Here is a 25,915-nt window from a genome sequence, read left to right as displayed (position 1 = left end):
ATTCGATTAAAGCCGCTCCCGGTACAATTTAGAGACGAACCAAACCCATTCGCTCTATAAATTGCTGATTGAAAGCCGCTCTTTGGATTTTATCAAAATCCTCACGTCTATCTATACACCTCTAGTTCATTATAATCGGAGATGACAACATCGGCATCTATCAAATGAGCCGCATCTTCGATATTGTCGCACAAGCCTACCGCCAGGGCTGCCCCCGCCTGCTTGCCCATCTGCATATCCGCGTTGCTGTCTCCGACGACCACCGCCTCCTCCGGCTTGATGCCGAGCAGCCTGCACGCCATCTCCGCCATGTCCGGATGAGGTTTGCCGTTTCGGACCTGATCCCGGCCGATGATAGCCGTAAAGAATGAGCTAAGGCCGAGCCACTCGATATGCTCCATCGCGGCCGCGGTGTCGTCCGACGTAACGACGGCCAGCTTCACGGATGCCTGCGTGCATTTCGTCAAAAATTGCTCGAGACCCGTCATCGGAAAGGCCGGCTTGCGGCGGCGGATTTCATACATGGCATTCTTCGTCATTTGCTTGACTTGAGTAATCGCCTCGTTCCACGGCATGCCTGCGGCATATAGCTGCCAGGCGAGCATGCCCGTCGTTTCCTCCACGGTCCCCATGGCCAGCGGGCCGGTAACATCATAACCGCAGATCTGCCCTTTCGCATCATGCTTCGTCCCGAGCACCTGCTCCCGGGGGCTAGTAAAACCGGCCCCCATCATCGCAAGCTGCTTCTCCATGGAGTCCAGCACATATTCCGCCCATCCTCCCCATAATGTCAAGAAATGGAGCAGCGTACCGTCTTTGTCAAACAGAATTCCTTCACAAGGCACCGATTGTCCCTTTCCTGATATTTGCAGTTTCGGCAATGGATGACCCTCCCCGGTCGTCAAGTTCTACTATTATTAAACCATGAATCGGACGCGGATATAAGCTAAAATCCATCCGAATTTTCCAGTGTGCCGTTCAAACGAAAAACTTCCAATCTTTAGTCAAATATTGTGATTCATGACAATTGAGGCGTGGTAAGTAACAGATACAGCAAAGCAATGATGTCAAAATAAGGAGGATTGGTGATGGCTCAGAACAATAACCGCAAGATGACTAGAGAAGAAGCCGGCCGTTTAGGCGGCGAAGCTACGGCTAAAAATCACAGCCGGGAATTTTACCAGGAGATCGGTAAAAAAGGCGGGCGGGCGACGTCACGCAACCACAGCCGCGAGTTTTACCAGGAAATCGGGCAAAAGGGCGGCGAAGCTACTTCCCGGAATCATTCCCGAGAGTTTTATCAGGAAATCGGCCGCAAAGGCGGACGAAAATAATATAAGTACGAAACGACCTATTTGAACAACCTCTATAAATAAGCAATCCGGGAGGCCTGTTCCCCAATTTGGGGAGCAGGCTCTTTTTTGCCGCGCAGACCCTCGCTCCCCCCATCGCTTCCTATTAATATCATGTAGAAAAACCTACCTTTTTGTGATAGACTCATTTAAAACCTATTTTCGGTGTTAAGAGGTATCCGGCTGCTTTGCCGGAAGACCGCGCTAAAGCGCAACAATTCATAATAGATCTGGGGGGAAACAAGACATCATGACAACCAAAAAAATGCGTTCAGACATGATCAAAAAAGGCTTTGACCGCGCGCCGCACCGCAGCCTTCTGCGTGCCGCAGGCGTTAAAGAGGAAGACTTCGGCAAACCGTTTATCGCGGTGTGCAACTCTTATATCGACATCGTTCCAGGCCACGTGCATCTCCAGGAATTCGGCAAAATCGTTAAGGAAGCCATCCGCGAAGCCGGCGGTGTTCCATTCGAATTCAACACGATCGGCGTGGATGACGGCATTGCAATGGGCCATATCGGAATGCGCTATTCCCTGCCAAGCCGCGAAATTATTGCGGACTCCCTGGAAACGGTCGTATCCGCACACTGGTTTGACGGTATGGTCTGCATCCCGAACTGCGACAAGATTACGCCTGGAATGCTCATGGGCGCCCTGCGCGTCAATATCCCGACGGTATTCGTCAGCGGCGGTCCGATGAAGGCTGGCGTGGACAGCAAGGGACGCAGATTGTCGCTGACCTCCGTCTTTGAAGGCGTCGGCGCTCACCAAGTCGGCAAAATCGACGATAAAGAGCTGCTCGAGCTCGAACAGTACGGCTGTCCTACCTGCGGCTCCTGCTCCGGCATGTTCACCGCCAACTCGATGAACTGTCTGGCCGAGGCTCTCGGTCTGGCGCTCCCGGGGAACGGTACGATTCTGGCCATTGCCGAGGAACGCAAGGAGTTCGTAAGACAATCGGCGAAGCAGCTGATGGAGCTCGTGAAGATGGATTTGAAGCCGCGCGACATCGTAACGATCGAAGCGATCGACAATGCGTTTGCGCTCGATATGGCTATGGGCGGTTCGACCAATACCGTTCTGCATACACTCGCCCTTGCGCATGAAGCTGGGCTGGATTACCCGCTGGAGCGGATTAACGAGGTGGCTGACCGCGTGCCGCATATCTCCAAGCTGGCTCCGGCTTCGGACTATTTCATCGAGGACGTGCACACGGCCGGCGGCGTCAGCGCCGTGCTGAATGAGCTGCTGAAGAAGCCGGGCGCGCTTCACGGGGACTGCATTACGGTAACCGGCAAGACGCTTGCCGAGAACGTGGCCGGATGCGAAATTCAGGACACCGACGTCATCCATCCGATCGACCGTCCTTATTCCGAACGCGGCGGCCTGGCCGTGCTGTACGGCAACCTTGCTCCGGAAGGCTCGATCATTAAAGTAGGCGCAGTCGACCCGTCGGTTGGCGGCTACCACAAGGGTCCTGCCATCTGCTTTAACTCGCAGGAAGAGGCACTTGAAGGCATTGCGAACGGGAAGGTCAAGGAAGGCCACGTCGTCGTGATTCGCTACGAGGGTCCGAAGGGCGGACCGGGCATGCCGGAAATGCTTGCGCCTACCTCCCAAATCGCCGGTATGGGCCTTGGAGCGAAGGTCGGCCTGATTACGGACGGACGCTTCTCCGGCGCATCCCGCGGCATCAGCATCGGCCATATTTCACCGGAAGCGGCTGAGGGCGGCCCGATCGCATTCGTCGAGGACGGGGATATCATCGAGCTTGATCTGAACAACCGGACGATTCAGCTGCTCGGCGTAAGCGAAGAAGAAATGGCTGAGCGCCGCAGCAAATGGGTCGAGTTCCAGCCTAAAGTGAAAACAGGTTATCTGGCCCGCTACTCCAAGCTGGTTACGAACGCAAGCTCCGGCGGCGTCATGAAAATCTAATACAACAAAAGGGTTACTCCCTCAGATCATAGCGGTCTGTAGGAGTAACCCTTTATTTTTTCGAAAATAATTCTGAAATGAATCTGTCATTATTGCATAGGTTCGTACCCTGATATGAATCTGTTACCATTACATTCTCGATGCAGTGGCACCCGCTATCGTTAAGTCCACAACCTGCTCTTGCGCCAGCTCATGAGGCTCTTCGGTCGGCGGCTTAACCGAAGGCGTCCGCTTTTCCGCGTAGCGCTCAATCAGTACCTCCACAGGCATCATCAGCATTTTCGGCTCCATGACCTGGCTTCCTTCCTTCAGTCTTGCTTGGCCCTTCGGATGAATCACGCTTAGCAGAAGCTTTAGGTACAGACGTGTCGAGCTTGCAAACAGTCCGGACGGAAGATCGAGCACATGGAATCCGAACTGCTCGGGTCCGCGGGATATCATGCTGACCCCGTACAGACCGCGAACTTCCTTAAATTCGGGCCGTTCCAGCACCATATTCGCCAGAGTCGGCAAATCCTTCTGCACCGCACGGATCATCTGAATGGCCAGCTGCATCTCCGAACGGGAGCGGCTGCCGATCTGGTATAGCTTGCGATTATCAAAATGAAGCTCCAGCACCTGATCTCCTTTATCCAACCGGGTGCCGTCCTCCATCACGACCGGCTTGCCTGTATAGGCACGCTTGCGGAAATGAAGCATCGGATCGTCAGGCGTGACGGTTTCCAGCGAGAACAGGGCGTGAAATCCCTTTTCCCACAAGAGCCAGACAGAGACGAGCATACGCTTCAGGAGGGACACCTTCTTCACCTTCGACTTGCTTTCCTTGGCCATCATTTCGTCCACGCGGATACTTCTCATTCCTTTCTGCTGTGCGACCTCCAGCACCCGCTCCAGCGCGATGAGCATCTGCTCCGGCGCATCCGGATTGGCACCCATGGTTGTGCCGCAATCGTGCAGCAGCATGACCTCCCCGCCGCGAAGCTTGGCCAGGATTCGCTCCGTCAATCGGTCGGCACCGATTTTGCTGCGCCAGTCACTGAACATGGAGGACCACAATATGATCCGACATCCCGTATTCTTGGCAAAATCGAACAGATTCACAATTCCCCAAGGCGGCCGATAATAGGTCGAACGTTCACCGGTTATCTCGTAAATGATATCATCCGTCCGCTTCACCTGCTTGCGGACCGTGACCGGTCTCATCAGCCAGTTGCTCTTATGGACATAATTGTGGATCCCGATCAGATGGCCTTCTCGGTGAATCCGTCTGACAACCTCCGGATGCTTCTCGGCATGGGAACCGACAACAAAGAAGGTTGCCTTCATATCATACCGCTTCAATAAATCAAGCAGTCTTGGCGTATATAACGGATCTGGACCGTCGTCAAAGGTCAAGGCAAATTCATTCGTGCCTGAGCCTCTGCGGAATACGCGGAAACCGAATATCCGGGTCAGGATGCCGGGAATAAATGCATAAAACGATGAAAGATAAAACAACCATAGCAGTAGTGTCTGCATGCTAACTCCCCGCTTTTTATTTCTATTTCTAAGTAACTCCCCTATATTATTTTAGCATAGCACATTGAGAAATAGGCTTTTTTTTCTTAAATCGTGTACAATGGTATCAATTATTATAGTTTAAAGGAGCCGATACTCTACTATGCTTCCCTTGTACAAAAAATATTGGAGAACCGCATTCGATATTGGTTTAATCGTACTCACCGTGTACCTGATTATGTTCATATTCAGTAAGCTTTACCAGATCGCCGCCCCTGTGTTCCTGTCCTTTCTGGTATTTCTGATTATTGAACCGTTCTCCAGATTTCTTCACCGAAGGGGCCTTCCAAAGCCCTTTGCCGCAGCGATATCGGTTCTGCTCTTCCTGCTGATTATCCTCGGGATCTTGTTCGGAGCGGGAGCAATCATTGTATCCCAATTCCTGCACCTTCAAGATAATCTGCCGGACTACACGAGGACCCTTCAGCGCCATTTCTCGGAAACGGTATTGTTCCTGCAGAATAAGCTGGAGGCGCTGCCGCCGGATCTTACGCTTCGTTTGAACGGATATTTTGAGGACATCACCAACATCGCGACCGAGGCGGCCCAATCGTTCCTACATTATATCGTCGGCTTCATGGGTTCGTTCTCCGCTTTTATCGCTAATTTCGGGGTCGCGATTATTCTCGCCTTCTTCTTGAGCACGGAAATCGGGAGCTGGCGCAAAATTGCCAAAGATAAAACCCCGAAAACCTTCAAAACCGCATTCCTGTTCCTGAAGAATAACGTCTTCAAAGCGATCGGTTCCTATTTGAAGGCACAATTGAAGCTGGTGAGCATCACGTTTGTGATCGTATATATCGGGTTGCTCATTCTGGGAACGGGGAATTCCTTGTCCATCGCATTGATTTGCGCCGTGTTTGACGTGTTGCCGCTGCTTGGCGTTCCCGTCATTCTTATTCCATGGATTATCTATTTGTTCATCGTCGGCAACACGGGGCTTGCGGTCGGCTTGATCGTTCTTCTTTCCGTGGTCGTCATCTCCCGCCAGCTGCTGGAGCCGAAGATCACGGGCAATTCCATCGGCGTGTCGTCGGCATTTCTCATGCTGTCCTTCATGATGATCTCCCTGTCGATATTCGGGGTCGCAGGACTGATCCTGGCGCCGATTCTGCTCATTCTTATTAAAGAGCTGATTGCGCAAGGTTATCTGCAGCAATGGATTCATCTGCCAAGCGAAGAATTCGATGTCTCCCCATGGGAATTTACTCCATCGCCGGACAAGCCCGAAACGGATCCCGCTTCCGATTCGGATCCCGATTCAGTTCACGATTCCGATGACGATCCAGATCCCGATTTGGATCCGGACTCCAACGAAGCGAGCAAGTCTGCAACCTGACCGAAGATGTCGGTTGCCTGATTGCGGCTGTTCGGACTCCGATTCTCGACCAGCACAGCGATCGCATAACGAGGTTGCTCCACAGGGCCGTACCCGATAAACCACTGGTTATTTCGGGGACGGCCCTTTATCGTTACCTGGGCGGTTCCCGATTTGCCTGCCAGTTTCCATTTCCGGTCTTTTAAGGAGGAGCCTGTCCCATCCTGAACAACATCCTCCATCCACTCCAGCAAAATGGATGAGGTTCTTCGGGAAATCCCTCCCTTGGCCGGCCGTTCTGCCAGCAGGTTTGCCTCCTTAAGCAGCTGTCCGTTGGCATAATGGATCTGCTTCAGAATGCGGGGCCTCGTCTTCACCCCGCCGTGAAGCAGCGTCACAACCGCATTCGCAGCCTGGAGCGGCGTAACCGCCGCATCCCGCTGTCCGATCCCCGTTTGTACCCGCACACCGGCATCACCCGCATCGGCCTTGTCTGAGAAGACGGTCCCTTTCTGTTCAAGATCCAGCGGCCGCAAGGTGGGGAGCCCCAGAAAATCTCTGGCCTCCCAGCCGACGGTTTGACCAAAGCCAAGGGCCGCTGCCGCCGACTGCATTTGGGACGCCGTCAACCGCTCTGAAAGTGCAGCAAAGACGACATTGCACGATTCCGCGAAGCCTTCGCGCAGTCCGATCGTCCCATGTCCCCCTTCCTTCCAGCAGGACAGCCCGAACTTCCCGTACTCCCCATCACAGTGAAACACCTCGTCCTCTGTGCTCAAGCCGTGCTCGAGAACCGCCGCAGCCGTGACCAGCTTGAAGATGGATCCGGGTGCCTTCGCCTTGATCCCGCGATTTTCCCAGGCCCCGTCTTCAGGCTGAATCGACTCCGGATTGTAAAAAGGCCTCGAAACCATCGCTACGATATCCGCGTTACGGGTGTCCAAAACAACGACGGCCCCCTCCTTCATGCCTGCGGTCTCGGTCAATTGCTCGATCCCTTGCTGGATCTTAGCGTCCACGGTGGTGACGACGCGCAGCGGATAATAGGGATTGCTGGGCGCCTTGACCATCGGTTTCAGATCCTGTATGACTTCATTGCCGCTATTAACGGGATAATACACAATCGTTGAACCATCGCCCCGGATCAGCGCATCCAAGGTTTTTTCCAATCCGCTGGTCCCCGTAATCTCCGGTTCATCTTGATAAAACAGGCTTTCTTTTCGCTGGCCCGACACGAATCCCAGCCACTGCATGCCCGACTGCCGGTTTCCATATCGCTGCTCGTAAGGAAGAATTTTGACCTTGGGCAGATGGAGCTCCTGAATTTGCAGGATCTGATCCTTGGACAAGGTAAGCGGAATGGCAGCATTTTTTCCATGCCACAGCTGGGGCTCCCTCTGTTTCCCCCACACTTGCTTCAAATGCTTCGCATCCGTTCGCAGGATCTTGGCAAGGCGATCGATCTGGGTTTTTGAATCGTTTAGCTCCTTCTCCGTTACAGGGAACAAGACGGCTGCCCATGTGAGTCCGCCTGTCAGGGCTTGTCCATGCCTGTCGGTAAAATGGCCTCGCCCGGAATCGAGCACGATCCCTCGCTCGCGCTGAATAAGCGATGCTTCCACCATCGTATGCCGGCTCCCCGGCACCCGCTGATGCTTCATCACCAACTGGACCCATGCCAGGCGAACCGTCACGATCATCAGGAGCACGGTCAATATGATCCATCCGTATTTTATTCTTCGGTTACGGACCAGCCTCATCAATTCTCTACCTCCACGCGAATCGTTGATGTCCATTATTTCCATTTGCATCGGGAAACAATCCCACCATGCTTACAGACTTAGGATTCGCGTGAGCCCTTAGTATTGACCAAAATGCCTAAATTAATGGCTTTCTTCTTAAAGCCCGTCCTATCGCTTCATAACCTTGGTTGCTGCCGGAAGAAGGGAATAGGTTGCTTTCGGCTCGGAGCGAATCAGAGCGAGATACGGATCGAAAACGCGAGATACCGAGCGGGATACGGAGCGAAAAAACAGGAGCCCCGGTCGCTTCGACCTGCGGGCCCCTGTTTTTTCGGATTACAGCCTAAAACGCGATAGCGTCTCTTTAAGCTCATTGGATACATTTTCAAGCTTGGTGGATAGATTCACCAGCTGATTGCTGACGCTCTGCTGCTCCGTAGAGAGGGAAGCAACCTCCTCCGATGTTGCAGAGGATTCCTCGGCCACGGCGCTCACATTCGTCATCGCTTCCGACAGCACGCTTTGGGATTGATTCAGCTCGTCAATGGAATACGTGACTGAATCCAGCCGTTCGATAAACTCGACCATTTGCTGCTGGACCGATACGAAGATATCGTTCGTTTCCTTGACGGCATCGATCTGGCCCTTGAACAGCGGATTGGCATCAAGCAGCACCTGGACCGTCTCGTTCATTTCAGCCATGATGCGGTCCGTGATCTGACTTACCATGTCGATCGATTGTCTGGACTGGTCCGCAAGCTGCCTGATTTCATCGGCTACGACCATGAATCCGCGTCCGGCGGCACCGGCTCTGGCAGCTTCAATCGTAGCATTCAACGACAGGATATTAGTCTGCTTCGTAATATTCTGCAATACATCCAACACTTTAGCTACCGAAGAAGTCGTCTCCTTGAGCCCATCCACCTTATGCATCATGGAGCGTGTCATATTCTCGGTCTGATGAGTCTTATCAAGCAAGTCGCTTAAATGCTTCGTGCCGAGCTCACTCGCGCTTTCAACATGACGGGCCGACTTGCCCATCTCCTCATTGGCATTCACGACGATTTCCATCTGCTTCGAAATATTGTTCGTCAGATCGCTGCCCCGTTCCGCTTCCACAGCCAAGCTGCTGGCTCCGTTCGCAATTTCTTCCGTGGCGATGGCGATCTCCTTCGCGGAAAGAGCCGTCTTCTTGGAAGCATCGCTAAGCTCCGCAGCGGTCTTCAATACATCCTGAGCCGTGTTGTTCGTCTGCTGTACGAGCGAAGTAATCTGCTCCATCATATCGTTGAAGCTCGCGGACAGCTGACCGATCTCATCCTGGCTCTTATGATCGGTGCGGACGTTCAAGTTGCCCTTCGCCCCTTCCTTCATCAGAAGGTTGAGCTTGCCCAGCGGACGGGCGATCATCCGCACCATCCATAATCCGATCAGGATCGCTACGATCACGTCAACAACAGCGACAATCAGCGTAATCATCAAGATGCTGTTGGCATCCTTCGTCAATTCGCCGGTCTGTACGGCGCCAATCAATCTCCAATCATTGATGCCCAGCGTATTGTAAACCGCAAGAACTTCTCTTCCGTTCGCATCCTGAGTTCTCAGACTGTCCGTCTTCGACTCCTCAGAAAGCTCCTTCGTAAAGGTCCACTCGGTCGGAGCGGCAACCTGATCAGGCTTCGCGGACGATACAACCGTCCCGTCCGGGCTTACGAGCTGAAGCTCCCCGTTGTCTCCGAGATCGATGCCCTCCAATTGCTGATCGAGGATGGACGAATTCAGCTCGAACATCACGACATATTTGGAGTTCAGGTTGTTCATGGAGCTTAATGCCCGTGCCACCGTAAAGTACGGCGCTCCGCTGTCCTCCGCCGACGGCAGCCATACGACCTTCTTGGTCCCCTCGATAAGCTCCTTGTACCATGCCTGCTCAAAGACGGTCTGCGATGCCTTCGAGGATTGTCCTGCCGAGAAAATCCGCTCCCCTTGGGCTGGAATCAAATACATCGCCCGGATTGAAGAATCCGAATTGATCTGATTGGAAAGCTTGTCCCGGATTTCCCGCTCCATCGTAAATCGATCATAATCGCTCAGATTCGTGCCCGATACTTCATCAAGCAGCTTCTGCAGTTCAACATCGTAGAATATCGACCGGCCTGCGCTCTCATACTTCTCCAGGATGATGTCGATCTTCTCCGAGGTCTGAATGATGGTCTGCTGGTTGGCATTCGCCGCATTCTTCTCAATCGTGCTTCTCGCCTTGTCATAGGACAACCAGCCTAATACGATAACGAAGAAGACGATGGCCGCAAAAAAGATCAAAAACAGCCGGATCCCGACGGATTTCGATGGATTGACCGGCATCCGCGCTACGGCTGCCCCCATGGAAGAAAACATGGACTTGGCATTATGTATTCCTTGTGAAACCGAAGGGCTCTTCTTGGTCTTATCCCCGTTCTTCTGCTTCCCTCCGGGTTTCTTATCTTTCTTCGGCTTCTGTTCATGCTGTTCTACTCCTGACATTTTGCTGTTCACCTACCACAATCATAGTATTAAATCTTGGATACGTTATCAAAAGGATCCGCGTAACGTATTCGTTACTTTATATTTCGTCAATTGGGGGTGTTTTCCTTTGGCTTTTCGCAAAAAAATAATCTGTTTTTCCTAATTATTTTTAATAAAAAAGAATCCAAGGTCCGTCTAACGACCTTGGATTCTTTTTTGTGTAGTTCCATAGAACCATAAAATTCTAATTTTTGCGTTTTCGCATCATGTCAAAGAAGCGCACCGGCTGATCCACTTTCATCCGCACCAGCTGCAGCGGATGGCGGGCTGCATCCAGTTCTTGACCGTGCTGGTCTTCGATCCGGCCAACAGCCTGTTTAAAGAACGTTCCGTCCGGACCGAAAAACTCGATTTCGTCGCCCGGCTTGAAATGATTCCGCTGCTGGATCACGGCAATTCCGGTCTCCTCGTCATACTCCATGACCAATCCGGCGAAATCGTAAGGGACGGCCTTTTCTTCCGGCTCGTAGATATGATCCTCATGATCCGGCGTGTCGTAGAAAAATCCGGTATTGAGCGGGCGGTTGGCCGCCTTATTAATCTCCTCGATCCATTCCGGCTTCAATACATAATTCTCCGGATCGGCCATGTAGGAGTCGATTGCCTGCCGATAGACGTTCACGACCGTGGCTACATAGTGAATGGACTTCATCCGGCCCTCGATCTTAAAGCTGTCGATCCCCACTTCAATGAGATCCGGAATATGCTCCAGCATGCACAGATCCTTCGATCCCATCGTAAACGGATTGTCCTGCGGCTGAAACAGCGGAATCTGGGTCACTCCCGGCTTGAACGGGGCAGGCGCAGGAGCGGCCTGCTGCATGAGCTGGTCTTCTTCGGATACCCAGCCTGCCGCATCCTCTCTTCCGTCTTCGAACAGATCGTATTTCCAGCGGCAGGACTGGCAGCAGCCTCCGCGATTCGAATCCCGATCGGTGAAATGGTTCGAGAGCACGCAGCGGCCGGAGAACGAGGAACACATCGCGCCATGGATAAAGGCCTCGATTTCGATATCGACATGCTCCTTGATCGTCGCGATCTCTTCAAGGCTCGTCTCCCGGCCCAGAACGACGCGGGGGAGCCCTTCATCCTTCCAGAATTTCACTGCCTGCCAGTTGAGCGTTGATTGCTGGGTGCTCAGATGAACCTCCAGCTTCGGTGCAGCTCGCTTAGCCACCTCTATGATCGCAGGATCGGCGGCGATAATGGCGGCAATACCCGCATCCTGCAAGCTCCGCAAGTATTCCTCGATTCCTTCAATATCTTCATTATGGGCATAGATGTTCGTTGCAACGAACACTTTTGCACCATACTTGGCCGCAAACTCTACGCCTTCCTTCATTTCCTCAAAGCTGAAATTATCCGCATTGGAACGAAGGCCGTATTTCTGTCCGCCAATATATACAGCGTCTGCACCGTAGTGCACCGCAAATTTCAGTTTCTCCAAATTTCCGGCCGGGGCGAGCAGCTCCGGCTTGTCCAGGCGATAGCGTTTGCCTTTGTATTTTGGCTGTGCCATAGCTTCCATGCTGTCCACTCCTTAATAAACTTGTTCCTTATAGAAGAATCCAAACGACAATTCCCGCTCCGGATCCTGCACCTCACGAATCGCATCAAGCCATTCCTCCTGAAACGCATAGCTTGACGGATCGGCTGCGTACGTATCGATTGCCTTGCGATACGTACGGAGGACAATCTCATTGTAGTGTCGGGGTTTCAGCAAAGTCTCTACCTTGAAGCTGTCCACCCCTGCTGCCATCAGCAGATGCAGGTCCTCAAGAATACATATATCTTCGGAACTCATAATATGCGTGCCGTTCATATCCTCATAGATCGGATACTTCTCGTCCTGCCGCTCCGCTTCAATGAGGAACAGCCCCCGCTCTTTGCCGAGGTTCCCTTCCTCCACCGGTCTTCCCTGATGAGCCATGTAGCTCTTGACCAGACGGCGTTTGGAGTGGTAAATATTCGTCATGCCATGAATCTGCACCTGGGCCTCAAGCTCGAGGCGGGGCTTCATTTCGGTTACCTCATCCATATTCAGTTCACGCGCAAGGATGACGCGTGAAGCGCCTTTGTTTCCCCAATAGTTGGCTGTGGAGTAATTGGTCGCCGTCATTTCGGCGTTCCAATGAAGCTTGACCTTCGGAGCATGCTCCTTGACTGCGGTCAACACCGATGGGTCGTTAAATTCAACAGCATCGATCCCGATCTCTCCCAGCGACCGGATATAATCCGGCAGATCATTCGACAGCTCATTGGTCATTAGATTGTTCACGCACACATAAATGCTGCTGCCGCGGCTGTGCGTCAGCTCGGCAGCCTCACGGATTTCCTCTAAGGTCATGCTCCCCGGCAGCCTCATGCCGAAGCGATCCTCGCCTACGACGACAGCGTTCGCCCCTGCATCCAGGTAAGCTCGCACTTCAGCCGTCGAACCGGCTGCAGCCAGTAATTCGGGTTTGTTACTCATTTTAGGATTCCTCCTATTCCTGTTGTCCCATCTTCTTGCTCGTCTCGATGTTCTTCAAATGCTCCTTATACGTCTTCGCAAACAAATGCTCCTGGGTCCCGTCCTTCTTCGTGACATAGAACAGGTAATCGGACTTCTCCGGGTTCAGCGCCGCCTTGATCGATTCCAGACTCGGGCTTGCGATCGGCCCTGGAGGGAGACCTTTCTGGCGATACGTATTATAAGGGCTCTTGACCTCCAGATCGGCATAAAGCAGCCGCTCCTTCGGTTTATCCAGCAAGTACTGCACCGTAGCGTCAATCTCCAGCTTCATGTCCTGCTCCAGGCGGTTATAGATCACGCCGGCCACAAGCGGACGCTCATGATCGACGACCACCTCGCGCTCGACCAGCGAAGCGATCGTCATCAGTTCATGGAACGTCACGCCGCGAGCCTTCAGCTGCTCCTCCCAATTCGGGATTTCTTCAAGACGCTTTTCGGTCTCCTTCAGCATGGTCTCCACGATTCCTTTGGCCGATAATTCCTTCTTCGGGAGCTCGTACGTTGCCGGGAACAGATAGCCCTCCAAATGATGCTTCAGCTCCGGATCCTCAGGAATTTCGGCCGCCACCGGAATGTCCCATCCGGAGGATTGGTCAGCGAGGTCCAGAATTTCTTTCTCATCGATCCCGCTTTCCTCGGATATCTTCTCCGCCATTTGGGCGACCGTGAAGCCTTCCGGTATTGTAAAGCGGACCATCTCCTCCGGCTTGACTTCGCCGTTATTCATCATCGTCAGCAGCTCCTGAAAGGGAGTGCCGGGCGTTGCCTCGTAGGTGCCGGCCATTAACCGGCTCCCTTCATTCGTAAGCTTCAAATAACCTTTAAGTAGTAGGGCGTTCTTAATTAATCCCTTGTCCTCCAGCAGATCGGCAATGGATGATGTGCTCATGCCCGGCTCCACCGTAAATTCTACCGGGGCATCCGAGCTCTGAACAGGCTGAAGGCCGTTCCACACATAGAATGCAGCCCCGCCGGCAATGAGGATCAACGCCAGTGCTGCTATAGCCAGTTTCTTCAATCTACTCATCCCTTCACACCAAAAGGGGCGGACAGGTCCGCCCCTTCCATAAACTCATTTGAAATCAAATCGAGAGAATCCGCGTAAGTAACGATTCAGCTGCCCTTAATCCTCGTCTTCCTCCGGAAACGTCAGCTCATCATACAGCTCCGACACATTTTCCCACTCTTCATCGTCGTCAATGGTCGCCAGCTGCAAGCTGCCGTCTGCGTCCGTCACGATCCGGAGCACCTCGTACTCCTCGTCCATCCGGTCCGGCTGCACCAGAATGGCATAGCCTTGGCCATCTACTTCAAATTCGGCGGCAATATCATAGACCTCGACTTGACCCTTCTCGTCCTCAAGCTCGATGCTTTCACCGAATGCTTCCTTGAGCACCTGGGTCCACACGATATTCTCAACCGAAAAATCCGCCATTACTCGTCGCTCCCATTCAGCTCATCCACGAGCGTATTGAAGGTTTCTTCGACGATCGCCCATTCCTCGTCATCCTCGATCATGAACAGCTTGAGATCATCTCCGTCTTCCTCATAGCGGAAGGCGTACACTTCATCGGTCTCCTCATCGGCTGCTTCACGCGGCACGACCATCATGTATCTGGCGTCGGAGCCGTCCACCTCGAATTTCATGATGACTTCAAACTCTTCCTCATTGCCCTCGTCATCGGGAATATAAATAATTTCCGGTTCTTCTTCCATGCCAATATGCTCATTCGCCATTCGTAATCACCCTCACCTTTTAGAATCCAAGTAGTTTTGTAATATCAAACTTGCGGCCATTTTGTCCACGACCTGTTTTCGCTTTTTTCGGCTGACATCGGCTTCCAGCAATGTCCTCTCAGCGGATACTGTTGATAGCCGTTCATCCCAAAGGTGAACGGGTAAGTCTAGGGAATCCCGCAGCGTGCCTGCGAATTCCATGCAGATTTCACCCCGGGGACCAATCGTGCCGTTCATATTTTTCGGAAGGCCGACCACGATCTCACCAACCTCATGCTCTTTTACAAGCTCGGCGATTCGGTTCAGCTCGCTCCCGTCCCGGCGGCGTTCGACGACCTCGAGCCCTTGGGCCGTCCATCCGAATACGTCGCTTAGGGCTATCCCGATTCTGCGGTCCCCGTAATCTAATCCCATGATTCTATGCATTCCCTATACTCCTAACGGTGACTGGCTAAGTAGAACCGGACCAGTTCTTCAATCAATTCATCTCGCTCTTTCTTCCGGATCAAACTTCTGGCATTGTTGTGCCGAGGTATATAAGCAGGGTCCCCGGACAAAAGATATCCCACGATCTGGTTAATCGGATTGTACTCCTTCTCGACCAACGAGTCGTATACCGAAAGTAAAATGTCCTGAGCGGAAACCTCCTTCTCATCACCTTTTACATTGAACTTGACTGTCTTATCCATGGAGTCCATGTGTGACACACCTCGCTTCTTCAAAGAACATGTAAACCATGCCTCGTCGAAAATTTACCAGCTTGATCTTGTTATATCATACCATACTCCGTCGTCTCTACGGAAATCCAAAGCGAAATATTTAGAGGGTACTCCAAAAAATTCAGGATAGTGTACAGCGAATGCGTCCCCGCCCGCTGTACACCACCGAAGGACAAAGCATTAAACGCCTTGGGCGACAAGCTCCTCTGCCCGCTGGAGAGCCTGGGCCATCTTGGATGCATCCTTGCCGCCAGCCTGGGCCATATCCGGACGGCCACCGCCTCCGCCTCCGCAGACCGAAGCGACTTCCTTCACCAGCTTGCCTGAATGATAGCCCTTCTTCACCAGATCCTGCGGCACGGCTACGACGAAGTTCACTTTCTCGCCCGCTTTGGAGCCGAGTACGATGATCGCATTCGGCAGCTTGCCCTTCAGCTCATCCGCAATGCTGCGGAGTCCGTCCATGCCGCCTGCCTGAACTTCAGCCGCCAGCAGCTGGACTTCACCCACTTGCTTCACTTTATCCGTCAGCTGACTGGCCTCAATCGCTCCCAGCTTGCCTTGCAGCGATTCATTCTCGCGGGCCAGCTCCTTAAGCTGTTGGTTCAATCCCTCGATTCGCTTCGGCACGTCAGAGATGTTGCTCTTCAAGAGGCTTGATGCCTGCTTGAGAAGATCAAGCTGTCCTTCCAGGTACTCATAGGCATGGCGCCCGGTCACAGCTTCGATCCGCCGCACGCCGGAGCCGATGCCGCTCTCTCCGAGCAGCTTGAAGATGCCGATTCGGGACGTATTGTCCACATGACATCCTCCGCACAGCTCGATGCTGTAATCGCCGACTTGGACGACGCGGACGATATCCCCGTATTTTTCCCCGAACAGCGCCATCGCTCCCATAGCCTTCGCTTCATCAATCGGCTTGAGGTCGATGACCACCGGGATGCTCTTCCACACTTGCTCATTGACGCGGCGCTCGATTTCGGCCAGCTCCTCCTGGGTAATGCTGCCGAAATGTGAGAAGTCAAAGCGCAGCCGCTGCGGCTCGACAAGGGAGCCCGCCTGGTTGACATGCTCGCCAAGCACTTCTTTCAGCGCTTTATGCAGCAAGTGGGTTGCCGTATGGTTCTTCACGATATCATTTCGAAGGCTGGCATCCACCTTGGCGGCTACGACGTCGCCTACCTTCAGTTCGCCTGCCTCCACGGTTACAAAATGCACATGCTGTCCGTGAGGGGCTTTGAACAGGCCTTCTACTTTTGCGCGTACCGTATCGCCCTCAAGCACGCCTTGGTCGCTGACCTGGCCGCCGCTTTCGGCGTAGAACGGCGTTGCATCCAGAATGACCTGGGCGGACTGTCCTTCGCCGATTCCATCGGCAAATTGATCATCCGTAATGATGGCCAGCACCTTCGCATCGCGAACGGTGTCATTATATCCAACAAATTCGCTTTTAACCGTATAATCGGACAGAACCCCGCCTTGAACCTTCATGCTTTCCGTTTCGTGGCGGGCTTTGCGCGCACGCTCGCGCTGCTCCTTCATCGCCTCGTCGAAGCCTTCGCGATCGACGCTCAGGCCGTGCTCAGCCGCATAATCCTCCGTCAAATCGAACGGGAAACCATAGGTATCGTACAGTTTGAACGCATCGGCGCCGCTAATGACCGATTGGCCTTGCTTCTTCGCTTCCGCGCTCATCTCTGCCAGAATCGCCAGCCCGTCGGAGAGCGTCTTGTGGAACTGCTCTTCTTCCGTTGCGATTACCTTCTCGATGAACGCCTGTTTCTCCACAACCTCCGGATAGTAGGCGCCCATAATGTCGCCGACCGTGCCGGTCAACGTGAACATGAACGGCTTGTCAAGACCGAGCACCTTCCCGTATCGAACCGCACGGCGGAGCAAACGGCGGATGACATAGCCCCGTCCTTCATTAGAAGGCAGCACGCCGTCGGCAACGGCAAAGGCGACGGTGCGGATATGATCCGCAATGACCTTGAGAGCCACGTCGTATTCCGCCTTCTCCTTGTATTTCACACCGGCAAGCTCAGCGGTCTTTTGAATGATCGGCTGGAACAGGTCGGTATCGAAGTTGGAATCGACATTTTGCAAAATGGAGGCAAAACGCTCAAGTCCTGCACCCGTATCGATGTTCTTGTTCGGAAGCGGCGTGTAGCTGCCGTCCTTGTTATGGTTGAACTGCGAGAATACGAGGTTCCATACCTCAAGCCAGCGCTCGTTCTCGCCGCCCGGGAACAGCTCTTCTTCCGGCGCTCCGTGCCCATACTCTTCCCCGCGGTCGTAGAAAATCTCGGTACATGGTCCGCATGGCCCTTCCCCGATATCCCAGAAGTTGTCCTGCAGCTTGATAATCCGGCTCTCGGGCAGGCCGATCTTCTCGTTCCACAGCTTGAACGCTTCCTCATCCTCCGGGTATACCGTGACGGACAGGCGCTCCGGATCGAACCCGATCCACTTCTTGTCGGTCAGAAACTCCCATGCCCAGGTAATGACTTCTTCCTTGAAGTAGTCTCCGATAGAAAAGTTTCCGAGCATTTCGAAGAACGTGTGGTGACGGCGAGTCTTGCCGACATTCTCGATATCATTGGTGCGAATGCATTTCTGCGAGTTGGCGATTCTCGGATTGTCCGGGATCACCCGGCCGTCAAAGTACGGCTTCAGCGGCGCCATGCCTGCATTAATCCACAGCAGCGACGGGTCGTTGTGCGGGACAAGCGAAGCGCTTGGCTCAATGTGATGGCCTTTCTCGGCGAAAAACGCCAGCCATTTGGATCGAATTTCACTTGCTTTCATCATTAGCATCCTCCAGTCATAATATAACGCCCGGGCCAAATTAACCCGAACACAAAAACGCCCCTGAAATAGTTCAGGGACGATGTTCTCGCGGTACCACCCTGGTTATCGTGCAAGAATCCGTCCGGTTGGTTAACCGAAAAGACATGCGACGATCGCCTCGTTGCAGCTGGATAACGGCAGCCACCCGGTGAATTTTGTTCACACTCAAAAATTAGCATTTCAGCTTGGACGCTTCCAGGTTCTCGCAGCCATTCGTATTGGATCGCATCGATCCGCCGAAAGGAACCTGTTCTCTGGGCAAGGTGCACGAAGCTTACTGGGATTTTCTCATCGATTTGGACGAATATTCGTTTAATATTTCAAGTATATCCACGGAAACGGCATATTGTCAATCCGTCGCCACCGATCGTCAACGTCTGCTCGGATCTCAGCCCGATTTCCGCCTTACATAATAAGCGAACACATGCTGCAAGAGGACCTTCAGCACTGCAAAGACAGGTACGGCGAGAATAAGGCCGACAGTTCCCGCGATCTGGCCTCCGACAAGCAGGGCGAATATGATAAGAAGCGGATGCATATGCAGCTTCTTCCCAACCACCTGCGGAGAGATCACATTGCTTTCGAGCGTCTGGCACACCATATTGACGAGCGCGACCATCAGCACCATTTTCCATGAAAGGGTCGAAGCCATAACAAGCGCCGGAGCGGCGCCCAGAAAAGGCCCCAAATACGGAATGATGTTGAACACGGCCACGATGCTGGCAAGCAGCAGCGCATACGGCATGCCTACGATCATATAACCGATGTATGCGAGAATACCGATAATGAGGCAAACGAGAAACTGCCCCCGGACATAATTGCCAAGGGCATTATCAATGTCCTTAAGCAGGATAACGATCGACTTGCGGTGGCTTCGGGGCAGATAGGAAACGGTCGTCCGCTGAAACACCTCGAAATCTTTTAATATGTAAAAAATGAGGAACGGCACGATCATGACATTGAACAATATGTTAATCGCATTGCCGATATTGTCCATAAAGTCCGAGATGCCTCCGGCCAGCCTCGATTCGATGGTCAGAAACCAGCTGTTCACCCCGGTTCGTACGCCCGGCGGCAGCAGACGGCTATCCAGACTGGTCATCAGCGACTGCGCGTTCATCGTCAGCTCAGGCAGATGCTCGTTTAATTCCTCCAGCTGCCGTATCAGCATCGGAATCAAATTGATGAGAATGACGGCAAGTGCGGCCAAGAACACCGCATAGATCAGGAGCACCGCAGCGCTTCGCGGGACCTTACGGTCGGACAGCATGCATACAATCGGATTCAGGACATAGGATATGATCATGGCTATCAGAAACGGAGCAAGCACCGCTTTGACAAAACGATAGACATCGAGAAATAAAGGCCTAAGAAGCCATACAAAATAAAGGGTAATCAGTCCAAGCAGCAGCCATATTAAAAAGCGAAACCACTTGCTCTCGGTCAGCTGTTCCACAGGGCACTCTCCTTTACGGCAAAAGCTTACCCTGTAGTATATGTCCAAGCTTCCGGATTTAATCTAACATTCAGTTCCTCTGGTTCATAGAAAAAGGACCTCCCTCGCGGAAGATCTCCATGGATCCGGCGGGAAGGCCCTATTCTCTGAGAATATGTACGCGCTCTTTAGGAAGAGGCGTGCAAATGCGGGAACTCCGGCTGCATCTCATCGCCGAAGAATAAATCATCCAGCGAGCTGAGCGTGCCGTCCTCTTCAACCTGGTATACGGACATCTTCTCCCCGTTCACCGTCAATTCAATAAAGCATCCCCAGCAGTAAAACTGGTGGGAGCCGATTTTTCCGATATCTTTGGAACTACAGTTTGGACATTTCATCCTACTTCACCCTATCCGTTCACAGAATTAATGGCTTTTTCCAGACGCTGTTCGCTCATCGGGGGGACCATTACGGCATGTTCACCGACAGCCATTTCCGCTGTGCAAGGCAGCCATTTGCGGCCTTCGATCAAATCCGATACAAAACCGTCGGATATTTCCAATCCTAATATTGTATTGCCCTGTTCCTGCTCAAAATAAACATCCGAAACACGTCCGAGCAGAACTCCGTCCTCCGTCAGGACCTGCATTTCTTTCAATTTACGCTTGCCTGTAAGGTAAGTTAAGCCAATTTCGCCCGTTCCTACCTTCCGTACGGCCTCTTGGCTCCGGATCATGACGGCATCTTCTCCATAGGCTACGATGTCTTCCCATGCAACGCTTTTCACATGTGTGGAGAACAAAGCCCGGCCTTCAAGTTCCAATCCGGTTATCAGCCAGTTATCATCTAGTATAAAATCGTGGATTTTTCCGATTTCTTTACCGTTTTCCACGTCGAATACAGCCAGTCCGATCATTTCCTGAAGCTTCATTGCTAGATGGATACCTCCTCATCCTCCGCTTGTTTGAAACCGGCAATCCAGCATGGCATGCAGCCAGCCCCTCGGCTTCTAAGGATGAAATGGATGAACGCATACCCCCTTTATTAGCGAAAAGAGAAATCCCTCAACATTTATTTACGCAGCCGTTTAAGGATGGTTTCAATTTTTTGGGCCGTGAACTCCATTTCTTGAGTAGTATTACCCAAACCGAAACTAAATCGAATCGCCGATCGCAAAATCGGGTCGGGAAGCTTCATGGCCTGAAGCACATGAGAGATTTCCAGCGAGCCCGAGGTGCAGGCCGAGCCGCTTGCAGCCGCTATGCCTTCCATATCCAGATTCATCAGCATCGTCTCGGTGCTCACATCAGGAAAGCTGAGATTCAGCACATGCGGGAGATAGTACTCCTGGTTTCCGTTGATCGCAAAAGCCTCCTCGCCGATCAATCGGCGAAGCTCCTCGAGCAGCGTGTTCCGCAGCAGCCGATAATGCGCAAGCCGCTGCTCAATCCCGTTAACGGCGAGCTCCGCTGCCGCCGCAAATCCGGCAATTCCCGCCATATTCTCGGTTCCGGCACGGCGCTTCTTCTCCTGCAGCCCGCCAAATAGACGCGGTGACAAGCTCAATCCCCGTTTGACCACCAAAGCGCCGACACCTTGCGGGCCGTTAATTTTGTGAGCGGAGAAGCTCCACATATCGACGGGGAGGTCACGGCAGGATATTCGAGCAGATCCCAGCGCCTGGACGGCGTCCGTATGAAATACGACGCCACGGCGTGCGCACAGCTCGCCGATCTCGGCTATCGGCTGGATGGTGCCTACTTCATTATTTCCATACATAATCGTAACAAGCACGGTGTTCTCCTTGATGGCGCCGGCGATATCCTCTACCGAGACGCGACCGGTATGATCGACCGGAATGTAGGTAACCTCGCAGCCTCTCTTCTCCAGCTCTTGGCAGGCATGAAGCACCGCATGATGCTCCACCGCGGAGGTAATGACATGCTTGCCGCTTACCCCAGCCGCCTCAACGATGCCGAAGATAGCCAGGTTATCGCTCTCGGTGCCGCCGGAGGTAAATACCAGCTCATCCGATTGGCATCCCAAAAGGGACGCGATTCGATCCCGCGCCCCGTTCACAATCTTCTTCGCTTCCCGTCCATATGCATGGACGCTCGAAGCATTGCCGTGCCAGTTCGTCATGATGTCCATCATTGCTTCCGCGACGGCCGGATGCATCGGTGTCGAGGCCGCATGATCCAAATACACGGTTTTCATGTTTATTCACGCACCTTGATATTAGTCGAGTATTCACATTTCCGGCGATTAAGGAGATTAGGCGGTTAGGCGATTCGTCATTTCATCGTGATCGCGCCCAAATGCCGGAATGTGATTTTTATGCTAAAACATTTAAGGAAGCTTTACAGCAAAAATGTGGTCTCTCCGCAGCTTATCGATGAAAACCTCATTGGCTTCTGTCATGGATTCTAAATAAGCTCAGGAGGGCTGTTCATCCCTTTGGCTCGTGGAAGTTCTTTTTATCACAACCCGATAATAGCATATACGATGAGCCCCAGCTCTGCAACTTCTCATGAAAAATTTCTGAAACAAAACAACAACAAAAAGGTTGTAATTATACCCCCCTTCCAGGCATACAAAAACAGAAGTCAACGGATCAAGAATAACGACCAAGGAGCCTATTCTCTATAAACTGTTTTCTATAAACTTTCTTTCTTAAAACTCGTTTCTCCAAAGCTCCAGCTGCCCATAGTATTCAAGCTTCCCTTATTCAATGGAAGAGACACGACTAATTGCAATTTAATCAACGCTTGCTCAAGAATCTCCAGGGGGTCATCGGACTCCGTCATGCTTTCGCAAATGTCGATGGCTTCTTTTACTGCGTTATTGAGCGTATCCGCCCTTTGTTTCTCTGCTGCTGCTTGCTCAAGCCAGTATTTTAACGCGGCAGATTTACTTTCCTCATCAACCGAATGGCAAAGATTCATATCCTCTTGCCAGCTTCTACTCATAATTTCTCCCCTTTTAGTCTAAGTTCACTTGCCTACATCATTAGACACCGACCACCCCATATTGTTACCCCTTCTATTTCATTTAAAGCCTTTTTGTTCAGCAACGAGCTGTCAAGCTTATGTTCTTGGGATTTCGTTCCGCTTGTCCCGATGTTCCCTTATGCTAACTCATCTTTTTTCTTCACCGAGTTTTGGTGATTTCGATTTCTCCGGCACATCGCATGCCATATAAAGCATGTCCGGGGAAGGCGGGTTCTAATCATGGAGCGAAAAAGCAATGAAACGGTGAAGATGTCGGATACAGCTACAGATGGAATGAGATTACCCCATTCGGAAGGCATATGGAGCGATCGATCAGATCAGATAACAAAGGAGTTCAAACTTCCAAGTTGACGCGGAGGCGATCTGTAGAAAACGTGGGATCATGTTATAGATCAAGGGATACCACAGAGAGACGCAATACCCCTTGATTATATGTGGCTTAGCCGGCTAATGCTTCAGCCTTTGAATTAAATATAGAACATATAATTGTCCGCAGCGGACTGTTCCTGGAAATTGATGAGGTTATCAAGCGTCGTGGAATCCAGTACCTCGGCGATGCTGTCGCGGATACGAAGCCACAAATCCCGTTTCGCCGGATCGTCTTCCTCCGTAAAATCCACCGGTGAGATCGGCCCCTCGAGCACGCGGATGACGTCCCCCGCCGTAATCGAAGCCGGCTCGCGGGACAGGATGTAGCCGCCGTATGCGCCGCGAATGCTCTTGACCAGACCTGCGTTCCGAAGCGGCGCGATCAGCTGCTCCAGGTAATGCTCCGAGAGCTGATTCTTCTCCGCTATGCTTTTGAGCGAGGTCGGGCCTTCGCCGAATTTGGCGGCCAGCTCCATCATAATCGTCAATCCGTACCTTCCTTTAGTTGATATCTTCAAAGGTGACACCTCTTTCGAATATTTGTATATGATGTCCATACTTGAACATGCTGTTAGGGGAATCGGATAACACGATAAATACGGTACACGTATGCTCGATTCCTGCTAATTCTGAGTTTTCTCCGTATTCCGATCATTACCCTCAGCTTATGGTACCATATCCTGAATGCCAATGGCTAATAATCCGGATCAAATCGTAAAAATTTGTTCACCCTGAGTGGACATATCCAAGCATGGGAACCTTGGCGAAAGTATGTTAAAATACGTCATGGGCACAATTTAAGATGAAAATGGTGATAACGATGTCTACAGATAATAAGAACACTCGGATCGTTGTCGGCATGTCAGGGGGAGTCGATTCCTCCGTAACGGCGCTGCTGCTCAAGCAGCAGGGCTATGAAGTAATCGGCATCTTTATGAAAAACTGGGACGATACCGACGAATTCGGCTACTGCACCGCCGAAGCGGATGCGGAAGACGTGCGCCGGGTATGCGAACAGCTGGACATTCCCTACTACACCGTCAATTTCGAGAAGGAGTACTTCGATAAAGTATTCTCCTATTTTCTTGATGAATATAAAGCCGGAAGAACGCCGAACCCTGATGTCATGTGCAACCGTGAAATCAAATTCGGCGAGTTCCTGAACAAAGCCCTCGATCTCGGAGCCGATTATGTGGCAACCGGCCATTACGCGCGCGTCACCGAGGAGAACGGGCAATTCCATCTTCTCCGTGGTGTCGATGGCAACAAGGACCAAACCTATTTCCTGAATGCACTCAACCAGGAGCAGCTGTCTAAAGCCCTGTTCCCGATCGGGCATTTGCCTAAACCGGAAGTGCGCCGCCTCGCGGAGGAAGCCGGTCTGTACACCGCGAAGAAAAAAGACAGCACCGGCGTTTGCTTTATCGGCGAACGGAATTTCAAGGAATTCCTGAGCCAGTACTTGCCGGCCCAATCCGGCGACATGGTGGATATCGTCACCGGAGAGGTGAAAGGCCGTCATGACGGTCTCATGTACTATACGCTCGGCCAGCGCCAAGGTCTCGGCATTGGCGGATCCGGCTCGGGCGAACCTTGGTTCGTGGCTGACAAAGATCTGAACAACAATATTCTGTACGTTGTGCAAGGAGATCATCCAAGCTTGTATTCAACAGGATTGATCGCCTCGGGAGTCAACTGGATTGCAGGCGAGGACGCTATGCCCAAAGCCGCCTTCACCTGCACCGCCAAATTCCGTTACCGTCAGCCAGACCAGGAAGTGACGCTTACGCCGCGTGAAGACGGCACGGTGCATGTGGCGTTTGCAAAGCCGCAAAAAGCCATTACGCCGGGACAAGCCGTCGTGTTCTATCAAGGCGAAGAGTGCCTTGGCGGCGGAACGATCGAATCCGCGGATAAAATCCCGTATTAATCTGGAGGCTAAATTAGGAAGCATTTGATTGTCGGCTAATTCGACCTCAATGCAACATAAAAATGCACCTCTGTCATACCTCACTGGAAAGTGGTGTGGTGACAACGGAGGTGCATTTTTTCTGCCGGAACGAGACTGAAATGCCCAGCTGTCTCTAAGGTGAGTAGGAAGATTCTATGGTAGGCAGGCATTTTTCTATGTGGGCAGGATGATTCTATGGCATGTTCTTTAGTAAGTAATTCTTTGGGCGGCAGCCACGTTTCTTTAGTCGGCAGCTAAATTTCTAAGGGCCTGCGACCATATTTCTATGTGCGGTAGCCATATCAAACATCCCCGGACCCGAACCGTGCACAAGAGAAATGTGCTTACGGGAAGCATGTGCTTACAGAGAGTATGTGCTTTATAAAGAGTATGTACTTAGAGGAACCATGTTCGTACGGGAAGCAGTGCATCGAGGGGAGAATGTGCGTACGTTGAAACCTAGCAGGTGAAGGGGATCCGCCGATGGACGTCCGTAAACCCCAAAGGCAATGACGTTGGACATACCACCCCAACCGACTTGGGGGGCGCCGGGGTAAGCAAGTCCCTAAAAGGGTCTTGTGACGACGGTTCGGGCCCCTCAGGCGCGAACAAGTCCCCGAAAGGGTCTTGTGACGACGGTTCGGGCCCCTTGGGAGCAAACAAGTCCCTAAAAGGGTCTTATGACGACGGTTTGAGCCCCCTGGGAGCGAACAAGTCCCTAAAAGGGTCTTGTGATGCCGGTTCGAGCCCCTCAGGAGCAAACAAGTCCCTTTTTGCAGCTAGAATAAAAAGTGGACACCCCTTAGTGATAAAACGATAATGAAACAAAGCAGACGAGAGGGTGTCAAAAAAAAT

General features: G+C 52.3%; 22 protein-coding genes. 4 read left to right on the top strand and 18 right to left on the bottom strand.

Going from position 1 to position 25,915, the window contains the following annotated elements:
- Nucleotides 1-107: 107 nt before the first annotated feature.
- Complete coding sequence (locus J2Z18_RS26995; RefSeq protein ID WP_007129269.1) at nt 108-881, bottom strand: HAD family hydrolase; 774 nt, start codon at nt 879-881, stop codon at nt 108-110.
- 207 nt (nt 882-1,088) lie between these two features.
- Between J2Z18_RS26995 and J2Z18_RS26990 the strand changes: the two genes are divergently transcribed.
- Both J2Z18_RS26990 and ilvD read left to right on the top strand, forming a co-directional pair.
- Entirely contained in the window at nt 1,089-1,334 is a 246-nt protein-coding gene (locus J2Z18_RS26990; protein WP_007129268.1) for a KGG domain-containing protein, read from the top strand.
- Between the two features lie 268 nt (nt 1,335-1,602).
- Nucleotides 1,603-3,291 (top strand): dihydroxy-acid dehydratase, encoded by a 1,689-nt coding sequence (ilvD, locus tag J2Z18_RS26985; protein ID WP_007129267.1) that lies wholly within the window; start codon nt 1,603-1,605, stop codon nt 3,289-3,291.
- 129 nt (nt 3,292-3,420) lie between these two features.
- Here ilvD and J2Z18_RS26980 read toward each other — a convergent pair whose 3' ends face one another.
- A complete protein-coding gene (locus J2Z18_RS26980) occupies nt 3,421-4,809 on the bottom strand; it encodes a polysaccharide deacetylase family protein (protein ID WP_028405009.1) in 1,389 nt (462 codons plus the stop codon).
- Nucleotides 4,810-4,951: 142 nt separating this feature from the next.
- Here J2Z18_RS26980 and J2Z18_RS26975 point away from each other — a divergent pair, with 142 nt between their 5' ends.
- Nucleotides 4,952-6,187, top strand: coding sequence for an AI-2E family transporter (locus J2Z18_RS26975; protein WP_210095595.1), 1,236 nt, complete (start codon nt 4,952-4,954; stop codon nt 6,185-6,187).
- On the opposite strand, the gene J2Z18_RS26970 is transcribed toward J2Z18_RS26975, so the two are convergent.
- From J2Z18_RS26970 to cymR, 16 genes are all read right to left on the bottom strand, one after another.
- Nucleotides 6,115-7,926 (bottom strand): peptidoglycan D,D-transpeptidase FtsI family protein, encoded by a 1,812-nt coding sequence (locus tag J2Z18_RS26970; protein WP_210095594.1) that lies wholly within the window; start codon nt 7,924-7,926, stop codon nt 6,115-6,117. The genes J2Z18_RS26975 and J2Z18_RS26970 overlap by 73 nt on opposite strands.
- Before the next feature lie 318 nt (nt 7,927-8,244).
- Entirely contained in the window at nt 8,245-10,431 is a 2,187-nt protein-coding gene (locus J2Z18_RS26965; protein ID WP_007129263.1) for a methyl-accepting chemotaxis protein, read from the bottom strand.
- Nucleotides 10,432-10,657: 226 nt separating this feature from the next.
- Entirely contained in the window at nt 10,658-12,001 is a 1,344-nt protein-coding gene (locus J2Z18_RS26960; RefSeq protein ID WP_007129262.1) for a peptidase U32 family protein, read from the bottom strand.
- 12 nt (nt 12,002-12,013) lie between these two features.
- On the bottom strand, nt 12,014-12,946 hold the full coding sequence (locus J2Z18_RS26955) for a peptidase U32 family protein (protein ID WP_210095593.1): 933 nt from the start codon (nt 12,944-12,946) through the stop codon (nt 12,014-12,016).
- Nucleotides 12,947-12,959: 13 nt separating this feature from the next.
- The gene (gene mltG / locus J2Z18_RS26950; RefSeq protein ID WP_007129260.1) at nt 12,960-14,006 is read right to left on the bottom strand and encodes an endolytic transglycosylase MltG; all 1,047 of its coding nucleotides are present in this window, start codon (nt 14,004-14,006) and stop codon (nt 12,960-12,962) included.
- A 105-nt stretch (nt 14,007-14,111) separates the two neighbouring features.
- Nucleotides 14,112-14,423 (bottom strand): DUF1292 domain-containing protein, encoded by a 312-nt coding sequence (locus tag J2Z18_RS26945; RefSeq protein ID WP_007129259.1) that lies wholly within the window; start codon nt 14,421-14,423, stop codon nt 14,112-14,114.
- Nucleotides 14,423-14,725: a DUF1292 domain-containing protein gene (locus tag J2Z18_RS26940; protein WP_007129258.1), complete on the bottom strand. Its 303-nt coding sequence runs from the start codon at nt 14,723-14,725 to the stop codon at nt 14,423-14,425. The genes J2Z18_RS26945 and J2Z18_RS26940 overlap by 1 nt, the downstream gene beginning before the upstream one ends.
- A 12-nt stretch (nt 14,726-14,737) precedes the next feature.
- The gene (ruvX, locus tag J2Z18_RS26935) at nt 14,738-15,151 is read right to left on the bottom strand and encodes a Holliday junction resolvase RuvX (protein WP_007129257.1); all 414 of its coding nucleotides are present in this window, start codon (nt 15,149-15,151) and stop codon (nt 14,738-14,740) included.
- Nucleotides 15,152-15,162: 11 nt separating this feature from the next.
- Nucleotides 15,163-15,423, bottom strand: coding sequence for an IreB family regulatory phosphoprotein (locus J2Z18_RS26930; RefSeq protein WP_007129256.1), 261 nt, complete (start codon nt 15,421-15,423; stop codon nt 15,163-15,165).
- 201 nt (nt 15,424-15,624) lie between these two features.
- On the bottom strand, nt 15,625-18,252 hold the full coding sequence (alaS, locus tag J2Z18_RS26925) for an alanine--tRNA ligase (protein WP_210095613.1): 2,628 nt from the start codon (nt 18,250-18,252) through the stop codon (nt 15,625-15,627).
- A 430-nt stretch (nt 18,253-18,682) separates the two neighbouring features.
- On the bottom strand, nt 18,683-19,750 hold the full coding sequence (locus J2Z18_RS26920; RefSeq protein ID WP_007129254.1) for an AI-2E family transporter: 1,068 nt from the start codon (nt 19,748-19,750) through the stop codon (nt 18,683-18,685).
- Between the two features lie 167 nt (nt 19,751-19,917).
- Nucleotides 19,918-20,127, bottom strand: coding sequence for a YrzR-like zinc ribbon domain (locus J2Z18_RS26915; RefSeq protein ID WP_007129253.1), 210 nt, complete (start codon nt 20,125-20,127; stop codon nt 19,918-19,920).
- Between the two features lie 11 nt (nt 20,128-20,138).
- On the bottom strand, nt 20,139-20,660 hold the full coding sequence (locus J2Z18_RS26910) for a PRC-barrel domain-containing protein (protein WP_007129252.1): 522 nt from the start codon (nt 20,658-20,660) through the stop codon (nt 20,139-20,141).
- Nucleotides 20,661-20,800: 140 nt separating this feature from the next.
- Nucleotides 20,801-21,946 carry a cysteine desulfurase family protein gene (locus tag J2Z18_RS26905; RefSeq protein ID WP_210095592.1) on the bottom strand — a complete coding sequence of 382 codons (1,146 nt, stop codon included), beginning with the start codon at nt 21,944-21,946 and terminating at the stop codon, nt 20,801-20,803.
- A 440-nt stretch (nt 21,947-22,386) separates the two neighbouring features.
- Nucleotides 22,387-22,698: a hypothetical protein gene (locus J2Z18_RS26900; RefSeq protein WP_007129250.1), complete on the bottom strand. Its 312-nt coding sequence runs from the start codon at nt 22,696-22,698 to the stop codon at nt 22,387-22,389.
- Nucleotides 22,699-23,207: 509 nt separating this feature from the next.
- Nucleotides 23,208-23,627 carry a cysteine metabolism transcriptional regulator CymR gene (gene cymR, locus J2Z18_RS26895; RefSeq protein ID WP_007129249.1) on the bottom strand — a complete coding sequence of 140 codons (420 nt, stop codon included), beginning with the start codon at nt 23,625-23,627 and terminating at the stop codon, nt 23,208-23,210.
- A 302-nt stretch (nt 23,628-23,929) separates the two neighbouring features.
- Between cymR and mnmA the strand changes: the two genes are divergently transcribed.
- On the top strand, nt 23,930-25,039 hold the full coding sequence (gene mnmA / locus J2Z18_RS26890; RefSeq protein WP_210095591.1) for a tRNA 2-thiouridine(34) synthase MnmA: 1,110 nt from the start codon (nt 23,930-23,932) through the stop codon (nt 25,037-25,039).
- Nucleotides 25,040-25,915: the final 876 nt, after the last annotated feature.

Origin of the sequence: Paenibacillus lactis (assembly GCF_017873605.1) — a bacterium.
Classification (GTDB): domain Bacteria; phylum Bacillota; class Bacilli; order Paenibacillales; family Paenibacillaceae; genus Paenibacillus_AQ; species Paenibacillus_AQ lactis.
The sequence above is the reverse complement of the archived record's forward strand: the minus strand, read 5'-3'. Positions and strand labels throughout refer to the sequence as shown.

What these genes read in the sequence shown, in the direction of transcription:
- alaS (WP_210095613.1), bottom strand. Translation starts at nt 18,252, where the DNA reads ATGAAAGCAAGTGAAATTCGATCCAAATGGCTGGCGTTTTTCGCCGAG.
- ilvD (WP_007129267.1), top strand. Translation starts at nt 1,603, where the DNA reads ATGACAACCAAAAAAATGCGTTCAGACATGATCAAAAAAGGCTTTGAC.
- J2Z18_RS26915 (WP_007129253.1), bottom strand. Translation starts at nt 20,127, where the DNA reads ATGAAATGTCCAAACTGTAGTTCCAAAGATATCGGAAAAATCGGCTCC.
- J2Z18_RS26910 (WP_007129252.1), bottom strand. Translation starts at nt 20,660, where the DNA reads ATGAAGCTTCAGGAAATGATCGGACTGGCTGTATTCGACGTGGAAAAC.
- J2Z18_RS26945 (WP_007129259.1), bottom strand. Translation starts at nt 14,423, where the DNA reads ATGGCGGATTTTTCGGTTGAGAATATCGTGTGGACCCAGGTGCTCAAG.
- J2Z18_RS26980 (WP_028405009.1), bottom strand. Translation starts at nt 4,809, where the DNA reads ATGCAGACACTACTGCTATGGTTGTTTTATCTTTCATCGTTTTATGCA.
- J2Z18_RS26955 (WP_210095593.1), bottom strand. Translation starts at nt 12,946, where the DNA reads ATGAGTAACAAACCCGAATTACTGGCTGCAGCCGGTTCGACGGCTGAA.
- J2Z18_RS26900 (WP_007129250.1), bottom strand. Translation starts at nt 22,698, where the DNA reads ATGAGTAGAAGCTGGCAAGAGGATATGAATCTTTGCCATTCGGTTGAT.
- J2Z18_RS26940 (WP_007129258.1), bottom strand. Translation starts at nt 14,725, where the DNA reads ATGGCGAATGAGCATATTGGCATGGAAGAAGAACCGGAAATTATTTAT.
- ruvX (WP_007129257.1), bottom strand. Translation starts at nt 15,151, where the DNA reads ATGCATAGAATCATGGGATTAGATTACGGGGACCGCAGAATCGGGATA.
- J2Z18_RS26990 (WP_007129268.1), top strand. Translation starts at nt 1,089, where the DNA reads ATGGCTCAGAACAATAACCGCAAGATGACTAGAGAAGAAGCCGGCCGT.
- J2Z18_RS26965 (WP_007129263.1), bottom strand. Translation starts at nt 10,431, where the DNA reads ATGTCAGGAGTAGAACAGCATGAACAGAAGCCGAAGAAAGATAAGAAA.
- J2Z18_RS26960 (WP_007129262.1), bottom strand. Translation starts at nt 12,001, where the DNA reads ATGGAAGCTATGGCACAGCCAAAATACAAAGGCAAACGCTATCGCCTG.
- J2Z18_RS26975 (WP_210095595.1), top strand. Translation starts at nt 4,952, where the DNA reads ATGCTTCCCTTGTACAAAAAATATTGGAGAACCGCATTCGATATTGGT.
- mnmA (WP_210095591.1), top strand. Translation starts at nt 23,930, where the DNA reads ATGTCTACAGATAATAAGAACACTCGGATCGTTGTCGGCATGTCAGGG.
- J2Z18_RS26905 (WP_210095592.1), bottom strand. Translation starts at nt 21,946, where the DNA reads ATGAAAACCGTGTATTTGGATCATGCGGCCTCGACACCGATGCATCCG.
- J2Z18_RS26970 (WP_210095594.1), bottom strand. Translation starts at nt 7,926, where the DNA reads ATGAGGCTGGTCCGTAACCGAAGAATAAAATACGGATGGATCATATTG.
- J2Z18_RS26930 (WP_007129256.1), bottom strand. Translation starts at nt 15,423, where the DNA reads ATGGACTCCATGGATAAGACAGTCAAGTTCAATGTAAAAGGTGATGAG.